The organism is Leminorella grimontii ATCC 33999 = DSM 5078 (assembly GCF_000439085.1).
Taxonomy (GTDB): domain Bacteria; phylum Pseudomonadota; class Gammaproteobacteria; order Enterobacterales; family Enterobacteriaceae; genus Leminorella; species Leminorella grimontii.
The window spans coordinates 42,590-55,749 of the sequence record NZ_AUUA01000004.1; the positions used below are offsets into that span (position 1 = coordinate 42,590).

A 13,160-nucleotide genomic window follows, 5' to 3' on the forward strand; every position below is an offset into this window, starting at 1 on the left:
TGCAATCTCCTTTTGCATTCACTGTTATCTTAATCTTTTTGGTATTGATGTATTAAATACGCGTTTTTATTCGGTGGCGTTTAGCAAAACCGTTGGGTTTAAGATTCAATATAAGAGGTGAGATGTTATTGTTTAAAAATAGTTTTTATTTGTTTGGTTCTTTTCTCGAGATTTTTATTTTTATTCTTGTTGATTTTTCTTGTGTTTTATATAGTTGACTAATTAATTATTTTTTCTATATTACGGTTATCATTCAATATGATTACTTGAATGAAAATTATAGTTCATAAATTAAATGCGTGTTATTATATTAAGAATTTAATATATTGTTATGTTTTAAATAGGTTTTATTTTTCATTTTTTGCAGTGGGGATGCTGTTATAACAAGGAAAATTGCCACTTTTATTGTGTTGTTATTCGCGTTTTTATCTTCTTCGTTTGCTTATGCGGAATGTATTTACGTCAGCCAAAGCATTGGGGGGTGGAGCCCGGCGCAGAACAGTCCTATCGGCCCTCCGGCGGGATCGTTAAAGATTTATCCTCAGACCTTTCAGCCTGCGGGAACGGTCCTGTTCGATCAAACCTACCCAATGAGCGCTATTTTAGGCGGAAACCCTGAAGCCGTGCTTTATAAGTGCAGAACGTTGGATGAGGTCAATAACGCTAATGCAATATTAAGGCTGGACGACACTTTCGCTATTTACGGTACCTACATGTATAACGGCGTCGCCTATCACTACATGAATTATTACGCGTCTGCGGCAAATAACTACGGCACGGTCGCTTATAAAATGGCGGCAGTGATGCACGACGGGACTGAACGCGATTTGGTGTTTAATGACGGGCGTTATAACAACACCGACGTGACCTTTTTAAAGTCGGGCTATGAGGCGTCACAGCTGTCGGATAGCACAACCTATCCATGGGTTGTAAAGGTAAAACACTATCCCTCCGTGCGCTTAACGATGATCCGAACGTCCTATGACACCAACAGATCGACCACTTATTGGGAAGGCTACTATGGCCGTATTGCCTATGATAACCCGGTTGACGGATATAACTACGATGCAACCTATGGCTATATCAAACTTTATAACCATATTGCCGCGCCCGTTTCATCATGCGGCGTCACTCAGGTGCCGAGAACGGTTAATTTGGGGACGTATTCAATTGCAGATATTCGTTCAGGGCGAACGGGTTGGTCGCCTTTTACCGTTACCTACCAGTGTAATAACGACAGCTCGCCGGTAAATTCGCTGCGTCTCGGCATACAGCCGCAGATAACGTCGAATTTATTATCAAGCGACTACCGCTACCTTAAGCCGGACGAGGGCGGCGCTTCAGGCGTGGGCATCGTTTATCGCCGTCAGGGTCAGAGCGCGTACCGCAACTGGATTCAGAATTCAGGCTGTATCGGCATTAGTACCGATGCAGAGAATCATTCAAACTGCTTTGCGGCCAGCGGGCAGGGAGAAAGTGAGGGCTGGTATTCGGTAAACCCGGAAGGGTCTTCCGCATCGGCCATATCGGGGAATACGGATTACTACGAAACGTTTGAAGCCAGCATCCAACCGCTGCCTGACGGCGGCGCGATTTCGCCGGGAACGGTCGTGAGCACCGTAAACGTTTTGGTTAATCTGCCCTAACTATATATATCGAAGGAACAAAGGAGTTAAGGAACAATGAAGACGTCAACGCTAATGATTTTTCTGGGCGCATTTCTCGCAGGGACCAGCGCTACCCAGGCCGCCAACACCATCACGTTTAACGGCGAGGTGTTGGATACAACCTGTGAGCCTGCGGTAACCGACGGTGACTATACGGTAAGGTTAGATCAGGTCGTTAAAAGCGCATTAACATCAAACGGCATGTATTCGGCCATTAACGCGCCGTTTTCGCTGCAGTTTATTAACTGCCCGGCAACGTCTACTCGAGTCGGCGTCGTGCTGGACTCGAGCAACTACGATGCGGCGACGGGAAATATGACCGACGTAGCCGGTTATGGAAACGATTCCTTGCAGATTCGGATTATGGACGGTACGTCGACCAGCACTCAGGTCGTGATTGGCGACATTACGCCCGTGACTTACGTCACCATCGACGGCAGCCACTCGGCGTCGATACCGATGACCGCCTACTATTACGTGAAAGACGTATCGAGCCTGGCGGTTGGTACCATTTCCACGACGGCAACGTACACCATCCGCACGCAATAAACGGTAAGGCGGGTCGTTTGAGTGCGGCCCTTCCTTATTTTCTGTAAGCCCTGTCAGAGTTAAATGAAATGATACGTGTTTATGCCTGCCTGCTGCTTTTGCTCAGTGCCATCGTCACCTCTGCGCATGCCGGTGTCGTTATGCTGGGTACGCGGGTTATTTATCCGGAAAACAGCGCATTCGCCCAGGTCAGATTCGACAATAAAGACGCGCAGAGCCACTTAATGCAGGTATGGGTGGACGACGGCAAGGGCGTGCCGCCCGCCGACGGCGCTCGCGTGCCTTTTGTCGTCACACCGCCCATTTTTAAAATCAACGGTAAAAGCCAGCAGACGGTCAGAATCGTGATGGGGAAAGGCCAGTCGCTTCCTTCTGACAGAGAGACGCTTTACTGGTTTAACTTTTTGCAAATCCCGCCCGCGCCGCAAAGCGGGGAAGATTCATCATCCAAAGTCAGCCTGGCGTTTTTAAATCAGGTCAAGCTGATTTATCGCCCCAATGGCATTGCTGGGCGGGTAGAAAACCTGCCTAACAACCTGACGTTTAGCCTGAAGCGAACCGGCCGCGGCTGGCGGTTAACGGCGACAAACCCTACCGGATATTACGCGACCTTTATGAATAAAGCGCAGATTAGCGCCGCCGGAAAGAGCCATTCCGTCACGCTGCAGCCTGAAGTGACGCTGGCGCCGTTTTCGTCGCTGTCTTGGGATATCGGGCTGAAGGCGAGTTCGCTTAGTAACGCCCGGATTAGCTACGCGCTAATTAACGATAAGGGCGCTCAGACAGACGCCGTTCAGACGATAGGCCAATCTCAGTAAGCGCGAAAGCGAGAACAAAACGGAATGATTACGGTGAAGCAACGGCAAATGCGGTGCGTCGCCTGAAATAATGGAAATATAGCGATCTCATGATAAATAAGAGTAGGCACCCAAAGCGAAAGAAGCGCTACGTTTTCCTTTTCTTACCCCTATTTTTTCTTGGCTCATCTTCCATTTATGCCGCAGAGTCAACCGACATTACGTTTAATGCCAGCTTCCTGAAAGGCGTTTCTCTGTCACAGGAAGACCTGTCCTCTTTGCTTAAAGATGACGGCGGTCCCGCCGTCAGCGGCAGCTATTTCGTTGAGATTTACGTTAACGGCTCGTTTTTTACCAACGACAGCGTCGAGTTTCAGCCGAATGAAAAGGGCGAGGTGCGCCCGTGTATTCCCCTACCGCTGTTGCTACAGGCCGGCGTGTTTAAATCAAAAATAGCGCCCGAGCAGGCCTCCCGCGAGTGCCTTTTCCTGGAGCAGGGGTTGGAGGGCGCAACCACTTCGTTTAATCAGGAAAACCTGCGCCTGGAGCTGTCCATCCCGCAGGCGTCTCTTGCCGGAACGGTCAGGGGCTACGTTTCCCCCGACGACTGGAATGAGGGAAACAGCGCCCTGTTTGTCAGCTATTCCGGCAACTACTTTAACAGCCAAAACCGACAAGGGGGCCCGCGCAACGAGTCTGTCTATTTTTACCTGCGCGACGGCGTCAATCTCGGCGCCTGGCAAATCCGAAACAGCAGCAACGTTCGCTATACCCCGGACGACGGCGCCAAATTCAACTCGGCGGGTACCTATCTGCAGCGCGCGCTGCCGGGCATTCAGTCGCAGCTGATTGCCGGTGAAACCTCAACCACCAATACCATTTTCAGCCCCTTTAGCTTTAAGGGCGCGACGTTGAAAAGCGACGAGCGAATGCTCTCGCCGAACCAGCAGGGCTACGCGCCGGAGGTTCGCGGCATGGCTAATACCAACGCCCGGGTGTCGATCAAACAAAGCGGCAGAATTATCTATGAAACTACGGTGGCGCCGGGGCCGTTTGTTATCAACGACCTTTACCCAACGCTGAACTCGGGCGACCTGACGGTAGAAGTGACGGAGTCGGACGGCCAGATCTACTCGTTTATTGTACCGTTCTCGTCGGTCACTAACTCCCTGCGCCCCGGCCTGTCGAAGTATTCCGTCACGCTGGGGAAAACGGACTCGGCGTACGTTAACGCCGAAAATACCAACTTTGCCGAAGTGACGTATGAACGGGGCATCAATAACGCCCTGACGGTTAACGGCGGGCTACAGGCCGCGGATAACCACTATTATTCTGCCGCGACCGGCGCGGTGGTGGCGACGTCATGGGGCGCCTTCGGCGTTGGCGGTTCGTTTTCTCAAGCAAAGACGGCCGACGGCAGCCGACAGGGCTGGCAGTTGGATACGCAGTACAGCAAGACCTTCTCTGCAACGGAAACGACGGTCTCCATGGCTGGCTACCGCTACTCCAGCGATGGCTACCGCACCCTTAGCGACAGCCTGTCCTACGGCTCGACGCCGTATTACGTCGATGACGATCGCGTCACAACGCGCTCTACGTCCTATCAGCAGCGCCAGCGCCTGGAAGTTTCGCTCAGCCAGAACCTTTCCGGCTACGGCTCCGTGTTTGCCAACGCCCTGTGGCAGGACTATTACGACAGCAGGTCAAGCAATAGGCAGTATCAGGTGGGCTATCAGAACTCGCTGGGCAAGGTGTCTTACAGCATTACCGCCGCCCGGCAGATGTCTACCGCCGACAGCGGCAGGAAAGAGTACGACGACGTGGTGACGCTGTCGTTTCGGGTGCCGCTCGGGACGCGAACGTCGCTCTCTTCCCACGTGAGCCATTACGGAAAGGGCGGCACCAATGCGACAGCCGGCGTCAGCGGCACGCTGGGGGAAGGAAACGACTATTCTTACGGTGTTAACGTCGCCTATGACGCCAATAATTCGGCCAACAGCATCTCCGGCAACCTCAATCACCAGAACTCGTTTGGCAACTGGGGCGTCGGCTACAGCCATTCCGACGTCAGCCGCACCTATTCGGCAACTGCCCAAGGCGCGGTGGTGGTCCACGGCGGCGGAGTGACGCTGGGGCCTTATCTGGGCGATACGTTTGGCATTATTGAAGTGCCGAACGGTAAAGGCGTGCAGGTGACCAACGTGTCCGGCCTTGAGCTTAACGGCTCGGGCTATGCCATTATTCCGTCTCTGGTGCCCTATCGTTACAACCATATTACGCTTGACCCGAAAGGGATAGGAAACAGCGTGGAGCTGGAGGAGACCCAAAAGCGCGTGGCTCCCTATGCGGGGGCTATTCCGATGATGACCTTCAAGACGCGGACCGGCTATTCGGTGCTGATTGAAAGCCTGACGGACGACGGCAGGCCGTTGCCGATTGGCCTTGACGTCTATGACGAATCCGATGCGTCTATTGGCATCATCGGCCCCGGCAGTCGGGTTTATGGCCGAGTGGCCAGGCTGGCGGGCGAGCTGTACGTCAAGCCTTACGGCAAGAGTGAAAAATGCACTATACGCTATGAGATTGATGAAAAAGAAAAGGATGAGATCTTGATTCAGCTTTTGTCCCCCTGTGTTGCGGTGAGATGAGGATAGTCACTATGTTGAACGGCGAGCTGGCTTTTTTAGTCGTGCGCTTCCTGCGGCTTTTCCTCGTACTGACGCTTATCGGCTACGGCGCTTCGGTTAGGGCCGACGCTGGGCTGCTGATAGATAAAACCCGGCTGGTTTTTCCCGCCACTTCAAAAGAAGAGACGCTGTATATACACAACGTAAACAGCTATCCGGTGATGGTGCAGAACTGGATTGACGACGGCGACATCGATGCCGATCTGGGTACGCTGAAAACGCCACTGCTGGTCGTTCCTCCACTGTTTAAGCTACAGCCGAACGAAAGTAAGTCGGTCAGGGTTATCCTCGGCCGCCACCGTCTCCCCGCCGAGCGAGAGAGCGTTTTTTGGCTTAACGTACAGATGATCCCGCCGGTTGACCCCAACAAAACGAACGGCCTGGCCGTGTCGGTACGCACCAGAATGAAGGTGTTCTATCGGCCCGAATCCCTTATTAAAGGCGGTTCAACCGCTTGGATCCAGAAGGTGACGTGTTCAGCCGGGCAGGGTAGCGCTGCGTATATAGAGTGCGTTAATCCGACGCCGTACTATGCGACGGTGGACGCGCTGACGCTGAGCTTTAGCCGTTCGGCGTCAGTCAAGACGATGGATGGATTTATGCTCGCGCCGTATGACAGGCAGCGCTATGCCGTCTCTACGGTAAAAGGGCTTAGCGTGATAACGCTCTCGCTGGTAAATGATGACGGTTATGTAGAAAAGAAAACGGTCAACGTCCGCGAGCGTTAGCGTTTTTAACGCAAGGCGAATTGGCCAAAAAAGAGCCCCTGTTCCGGTTAGAGGGGGGAGCAGGGGCAAGGGGTATACAAGGAAATAATTATAGTTATTGGTATTCGGCGAGCGCCCCGCAGGCCTTCAGCGGGCGCTGAAAAACGCTAGATGACCGTTTTCGTCAACCACTGGGCCAGTTCGGCGACCGAGTGGTTCTCTATATTCGCCACCAGTTCAATCACCTTTTCAGTCGCCTGTGGCGTCAGGATGCCGCTGACGTTGTCGCGAAACTTTTGTTCAACGTCGCAGCTACGCATCGGATTCTCCGGGTTGCCATAGTTGACGTTCAGGCGCTTCGTCACTTCGCGGCCGTCTTTAAGCGTCACGGTAATGAAGCCGGGGAAGTAGGTTGGGAAGGGAATTTCGCCCTTCTCGCAGTAACGGTAGGACACCTTCTTCGACAGTTCCAGCACGTCGGCGCGGGTAAGCTGCTCGGGGCGGAACGACTTCAGGCTTAATCCATCGTCAATCATGCCTGAAGCGACCAGATAGGGCAGGCTGAACTTGGCGGCGTAGGGCGTTTTTGGCTCGAACTTGGTGTCCAGCGGCTCACAAATCAGCGCAGAGGCGATCGGGTCGACGACGCAGTGAATGCGTTCGACGTCTTCAGGCCTGATGCCGTCCTTCAGCAGCATGCGGGCGCAGTCGACGGTCGCATGGGCGAAGTGGCAGCACGGATAGGGCTTAATGGATACGCGCAGCATTTCCCAACGGTCGTCCAGCTCGCTGCACACCTCGGCGGGATCCGCTTCGTTTTGAATACCGTGAGTGACGTACAGGCCAAAGCGGCCTTCAAAGATAGTGAGGGGGCCTGTCATACCCGCATCGGCCAGATAGGCGGACAGTATGCCTGAGTGGGCCGCCCAGCCCGCATGGAAGCACTTGGCCGAGGAGCTGTTGGTCAGGTATTCCGCAACGCCGGACGCCTGGCTGCCCGCCAGGCCAATGGCGTGGGCGCAGGCTTCGGGCGAGAGCTTCAGCAGGCGTGCGGCGCTGCTGACGGCGCCGAAAATGCCGGCGATAGCGGTAGAGTGGAAACCGCGCTTGTGAAAACTGCCCTTGGAGGCAAGGCCGACGCGAGCCGCCACTTCCCAGCCGATGACGTAGGCGGCGAGCATGTCTTTGCTGCTAAGGTTGAGGTCTTCCGCCAGCGCGATGACCAGCGGCACCAGCACGGCGCTGCCGTGAGCGATGGAGTCGGTATGGGTATCGTCGAAGTCCAGCACGTGCGAAGCGATGCCGTTGGCCAGCGCGGCGTAAGCCGGAGACAGTTTGAATTCGCTTCCCCACACGTGGCACTTGCCCTGAGTATTCGGCATGGCGTTCAAACCGTTGCGTCCGTTGATGCCGTTGGCCTGTACGGTGCCCGCCAGCGCTACGCCGAGCGTGTCCAACAGGTGGAGCTTGGCGCGCTCGATAACGTGGGGGGGAATAGTGTCAAAGCTTTTGCTGGTAATAAACTGACTAAGTTGTTCGCTGTAAGTCATGGTATCAATTCCAAAATAGGGGCAGGGCTTATTTCATCTGGCCGTATGCCGTTTGACGCTAACGGTGTGCACACCGCGTTTGCTACGACCCGATGAAATAAACGCTGTATTGTGCTTGAAAAATTAGACTGCTTATAAACCGTCCTAATAAGCCCCAGAGGATATTCCGGCCGAAAATACAACCTGCTTATATCACCACGGTGCTCGGCCGGAAGAGCGCCTGTATTAGCTTTGGGAGCGCGGCGGGCCTAGCCCTCCTACGGGCACTTCGTTGGCTTACGCCAAGTCGACCCCAACGGAGGCCTCTCCCGCCGTTTGACCCTGTAAGTTTTATCCAAAACTGTTGTCAACAATCTCAAATACGGGGCCGCGAGGCCCCGAAGTCGAGAGGGATCAGTTAAGCCAGCCGCTGGCTTTGACCTCAGCCACGACGCGGTCGACCTGATCCGGCGCGTTGCCGACGTAGGTGGTAGGATCCAGAACGGCGTCAAGCTCTTCTTTGGTCATCGCCGCCTTGATGCGCGGATCGTCAGACAGCGCCTGAGCGAAGGTGCCGCCGTCTTCCAGGCCGTGCATGGCCGCTTCGTACACCAGTTCATGAGCGGTTTGCTTACCGACTTTTTCCGACAGTACGAACATCACGCGCTCTGCCAGCATAAAGCCGCCGAGGATATCGAGATTGCTGCGCATTTTGTCTTTCTTCACGTGCAGGCCGGACAGAGTGAACTTCATGTTGTCCAGAATAACTGAAAGCATCAGGCAGATTTCCGGCAGAACTTTCCATTCCATTTTCCAGATGGCGCCGTCGCGCTCGTGCTGGTGCTTCATCAGGTCGAGCAGGATAGAGACGTTGCCTTTCAGCGTATTGCTGACGCAGGAAGCGTTTTCGGTGATAGCCGGGTTGCGCTTGTGGGGCATGGTGGAAGAACCGACCTGGCCTTTGCCGAACGGCTCGGCCACTTCGTCAAACTCGTTGTGCGCCAGCAGCAGGATTTCGTTGGCGATTTTACCCAGCGTCGCGCTGACCATGCCAAGCACCATGCCGTACTCGCAGAAGCGATCGCGGGCAGGCTGCCAGGAGATTTCCGGTACGCCCAGCTCCAGGCGCGCCAGTACGCGTTTTTCCAGCTCGTCGGCGCGCTCGCCGAAGGAGGCTTTGGTACCGACGGCGCCGACGACGCTGCCGACGAACAGGCGAGGCTCCAGCTGAACCAGACGCTCATGATGGCGCATCAATTCAGCAAGCCAAATAGCGGTTTTATGGCCGAAGGTGATAGGAATGGCCTGAAGGGCCAGGGTGCGGCCGGCCATCGGCGTATTGCGATGCTCTTCAGACAGTTTCAGCAGTGAACGGCCGATGTCCTGCAGGTCGCGCAGGATGATTTTGTGGGCCATTTTGAATTGCAGCACCATGCCGGTATCCATGACGTCCTGGGTGGTCGGGCCGAAGTGCACGTATTCGCCGAAGCCGTTTGCACAGGCGTGCTCAAGGCCGCGGATGGTGGGAACCAGCGGGTGCTTGGTCAGGCGAACCTGTTCAAGAATGAAGTCCATGTCCAGACGTTCAAGCTTGGCGCAGGCGACGATTTCGTCTGCGGCTTCCTGCGGAATGATACCCATTTTGGCCTGTTCGATAGCCAGGGCCGCTTCATAGTCCAACCACATTTGCATGCGGACGTTGTCGGAAAATACTTGACGCATCTCTTCGGTGGACCAGAGATTTTTTAGCAGTACTGAGTCAAAAACGCTGGTAGACATACATTTATCTCCTGATAATTGATTTATTCTAAATAGACGAAAGCCAGACACTTTAAATATGTGAATGCAATTAAAGATATTGTGATTTTTTTGTGACAATAATCTTCGGATTGAATTAAGTGTCCAATAATGCCAAAAGATAAACAAGGTGTTTTATACCGATATTGCATTAGTAATATTTAACCGTTCTTAAATATTACTAATGTTTTGCTAAAATGGCTTTTTTCTCCGTTTTCTCATTTTTTATTTTTTGCGAGGTATCTTCCTGTTATTGGTATAACTTGTTGTTTTGTTTTTGTATTTTTCTTATATTAGTTCGGCTTTAACAATCTTCAATATAATTAATGTATTAAAGTGAGATCGGGATCAATGTTTGACTAGCTACGGATTTTTTACTTGATCCTTCGGTGGTAGTTTCGAAAAAGAAGGTAAGAAATATAGGCGCATTTACTTAGCAAAATAATTATAGACACATCTTGGATACATAACGATTGTTTCAGTGTTTATTGATGGTTTATTTATTATTACACATCAGTGAATGGTCAATATTTCGGCAAATATTCTATATGAGGAGCAAATAATAATGACTCAAACGCGTAAAACTCGGCTAATTCATGGTGGTAGAGGACAGGCTCGCGATATTGGTCCGGTAAACCCGCCGGTCATGAGAGCCAGCACCATTCTTTTCGACTCCATCACGACCTGGCGCGACGCCCGTAAGCGCAGAGAGACTGAACGTCTTCTCAGCTACGGCGCACGCGGAACGGAAACCGCATTTGCTCTGGAAGAGCTGGTCACCGAACTGGAAGGTGGATATCGCGCACAGCTGTTCCCGACCGGGCTTGCCGCTATCGCGATGACTATCATGGGCTATGCTCATGCCGGTGGACACGTACTGTTTGCCGACTCTGTCTATGCGCCGGTACGTAATATTGCCAAGAGCTTCCTTACGCCGAACAACATCAGCTTCGACTTTTTCAAAACCGACGGCAGTGACTTTGAAGCCAAACTCCGCCCGAATACTCAACTAGTGTTTGCCGAGTCTCCCGGCTCCTTGCTTTATGAAATGCTGGATCTGCCCGAAATCTGCCGTATCGCTCACGAACGCAACATTCCGGTCGCGGTGGACAATACCTGGGGCTCTGCATGGCTCTATAACCCTCTGAAATTGGGCGCAGACGTGTCCGTTATCGCAGCGACCAAGTACCTGTGCGGCCACTCCGACGTGATGATGGGCATCATGGTGGCTAACGAGGAAGCCTGGAAAAAAATTGGCGATCTGCCGGAGGCATTAGGGCAGGTGAGCAGCCCGGACGACGTGTCGCTGGTGCTGCGCGGCGTGAGAACGCTGAGCACTCGCCTGGCGGTTCACGGCCAGAGCGCGCTGACGGTGGCAAAGTGGCTGCAGCAGCGTCCCGAAGTTCTGAAAGTTTACTTCCCGGCACTGGAAGATCATCCGCGTCACGACCTGTACAAGCGCGACTGTAAGGGCGCCAACGGCCTGTTGACCATCGAGCTGAAGCCAGAATATACGCTGGAAAAAGCGGAAGCGCTCATCGATGCGCTGGAACTTTTCGGCATTGGCGCATCCTGGGGCGGCTTTGAAAGTCTGGTTCTACCGGCCAACGTGAAAGATGCTCGCTCCGCGATAGATTGGAGCCAGCACGGACAGTGCATCCGTTTCCATATCGGCCTTGAAGACGTAAACGATCTGCTGGCCGATCTGGAGCAGGGATTTAAGGCGTTGAACGCCTGACGTTAACCGGCGGGCAGGTGTCTCTGCCCGCCAGTCATAGACGGCGGAGCGCCGTTGATACGAGGAAAAATTATGCTTGGCGTTATTCTCGCATTATTAGTGACCGCGCTGGTCATTTTTATGCTGGCGAAAGGCTATAAGCCTCAGCCGGTACTGCTGTTAGGGGGCCTGTTGCTGATGGGGCTGACGGTGGCGTTTGACCTCGGCACGCTGCTGCCGGAGAAAAAAACCACCAACTTTGAGTTTTTTGATATTTTTAAAGTCTTCAGCGACATTTTAAGTTCTCGGATGGCCGGGCTAGGTCTGACGCTGATGGCCATTGCCGGTTTTTCCCGCTATATGGACCATGTCGGCGCCAGCAAGTCGCTGTTCGCGCTGTTTGAAAAGCCGCTGAAGTCCGTTCGTTCGCCGTACCTGCTGCTGGTCGTCGCTTTTCTGGTGACTCAGGTGCTGGTTATCTTCATTCCCAGCCACGCTGGCCTGGGGATGCTATTGATGGTAACCATGTATCCGATTCTGATCCGTACCGGCGTTAGCCCGCTGTCCGCGCTGGCGGTTATCGGTACCTGTCAGTTTATCGACCACGGGCCGGGGTCCGGCAACGTTATCATGGCGGCGAAAACCGCAGGCATCGATCCGGCCGTCTACTTCGTGCATCACCAGCTGCCGGTCACTATTCCTATTATTATCGCCGTTGCTGTTGCCCACTTTTTCGCACAGCGCTGGTGGGATAAGCGCGAAGGCTTCGTGTTTAATCAGGATGCGCTGGACAAAATCGACCATAACGACCACAGCCGTCCACCGCTGATCTACGCGCTGTTGCCGGTGGTGCCGCTGGTGTTGATTATCGGCTTTAGCCCGATCTTCAAGTCAGTCATCAAGATGGACGTCACTACCGCGATGATCATCAGTACCATCGTGGCGCTAATATTCGAATATTTCCGCCTGAAAAGCGCCAAGGCCGTTATGGACAGCTTCATGCTGTTCTTCGAAGGCATGGGCAAACAGTTTGTGCTGGTTGTTTCGCTGATTGTCTGTGGTGAAGTGTTCGCAAATGGCCTGCTGGCCGTTGGCGCGGTTGACACTATGATCACTGCGGCTCAAAACGCGGGCTTCGGCGTCGGCGCCATGATTATCGTTATGAGCTTCATTCTGGCGCTGGCCGCCTTCCTGATGGGCTCCGGCAACGCGGCGTTCTTCTCCTTCGCTGCCCTGACGCCGAAAATCGCCGCCTTCCTGAAGGTTGACGTAGTAACGCTGATCCTGCCGATGCAGATCATGACCAGCTTTGGCCGCACGGTGTCGCCGATTACGGCGGCGATCGTTGCCATCGCGGGCATCGCCGGCGTGTCTCCGTTCCAAATCGTTAAGCGTACGGCAATACCGATGGCGGTGGCCGCCATCGTGAACCTGGTGATGACGTTTGTCTATCTGGGATAATTGGTTGTAAACAGTGGTATAAAAAACAGGCTCCGTTGAGAGCCGCCCAGCCCCGGAGGTTCACCGCTTTCGGGGCTTCATTACATAATCAGTCTTTCACCCCGTAAGCGCTGCGCTTACGGGGTGTTTGTCTTTTTAAGAGGCTAAATATGATGGCGTGAATCCTTTTGCGATCTTTCGTCCTCTGGTTAAGAGAACGCGCAATTATATGAGGAGTTCATCATGCTGGGTTTAAAACGAAATCTGTGT

The 13,160-nt window shown here is 53.4% G+C and carries 9 protein-coding genes; 7 read left to right on the forward strand and 2 right to left on the reverse strand.

Annotated features, from left to right (window positions below):
• The first annotated feature begins 590 nt into the window (after positions 1 to 590).
• The 5 genes from G544_RS0109360 (at position 591) to G544_RS20295 (ending at position 6,428) form a co-directional block, all read left to right on the forward strand.
• Complete coding sequence (locus G544_RS0109360) at positions 591 to 1,646, forward strand: fimbrial protein (RefSeq protein WP_134389008.1); 1,056 nt, start codon at positions 591 to 593, stop codon at positions 1,644 to 1,646.
• Positions 1,647 to 1,682: 36 nt separating this feature from the next.
• Positions 1,683 to 2,216, forward strand: coding sequence for a fimbrial protein (locus G544_RS0109365; RefSeq protein ID WP_027274356.1), 534 nt, complete (start codon positions 1,683 to 1,685; stop codon positions 2,214 to 2,216).
• A gap of 68 nt (positions 2,217 to 2,284) precedes the next feature.
• Positions 2,285 to 3,034 carry a fimbrial biogenesis chaperone gene (locus tag G544_RS20285; protein WP_051155668.1) on the forward strand — a complete coding sequence of 250 codons (750 nt, stop codon included), beginning with the start codon at positions 2,285 to 2,287 and terminating at the stop codon, positions 3,032 to 3,034.
• Positions 3,035 to 3,123: 89 nt separating this feature from the next.
• A complete protein-coding gene (locus G544_RS20290; RefSeq protein ID WP_051155669.1) occupies positions 3,124 to 5,661 on the forward strand; it encodes a fimbria/pilus outer membrane usher protein in 2,538 nt (845 codons plus the stop codon).
• An 11-nt stretch (positions 5,662 to 5,672) separates the two neighbouring features.
• Positions 5,673 to 6,428 carry a fimbrial biogenesis chaperone gene (locus G544_RS20295; protein ID WP_051155670.1) on the forward strand — a complete coding sequence of 252 codons (756 nt, stop codon included), beginning with the start codon at positions 5,673 to 5,675 and terminating at the stop codon, positions 6,426 to 6,428.
• Between the two features lie 146 nt (positions 6,429 to 6,574).
• Here the strand turns inward: G544_RS20295 and G544_RS0109385 are convergent, their stop codons facing one another.
• Positions 6,575 to 7,957 carry an MmgE/PrpD family protein gene (locus G544_RS0109385; protein ID WP_027274357.1) on the reverse strand — a complete coding sequence of 461 codons (1,383 nt, stop codon included), beginning with the start codon at positions 7,955 to 7,957 and terminating at the stop codon, positions 6,575 to 6,577.
• Between the two features lie 393 nt (positions 7,958 to 8,350).
• Positions 8,351 to 9,715, reverse strand: coding sequence for an adenylosuccinate lyase (gene purB / locus G544_RS0109390; protein ID WP_027274358.1), 1,365 nt, complete (start codon positions 9,713 to 9,715; stop codon positions 8,351 to 8,353).
• A 583-nt stretch (positions 9,716 to 10,298) separates the two neighbouring features.
• Here purB and metC point away from each other — a divergent pair.
• Both metC and dcuC read left to right on the forward strand, forming a co-directional pair.
• Positions 10,299 to 11,471, forward strand: coding sequence for a cystathionine beta-lyase (gene metC, locus G544_RS0109395; protein ID WP_027274359.1), 1,173 nt, complete (start codon positions 10,299 to 10,301; stop codon positions 11,469 to 11,471).
• A 72-nt stretch (positions 11,472 to 11,543) separates the two neighbouring features.
• A complete protein-coding gene (gene dcuC / locus G544_RS0109400; RefSeq protein ID WP_027274360.1) occupies positions 11,544 to 12,911 on the forward strand; it encodes a C4-dicarboxylate transporter DcuC in 1,368 nt (455 codons plus the stop codon).
• Positions 12,912 to 13,160 lie beyond the last annotated feature (249 nt).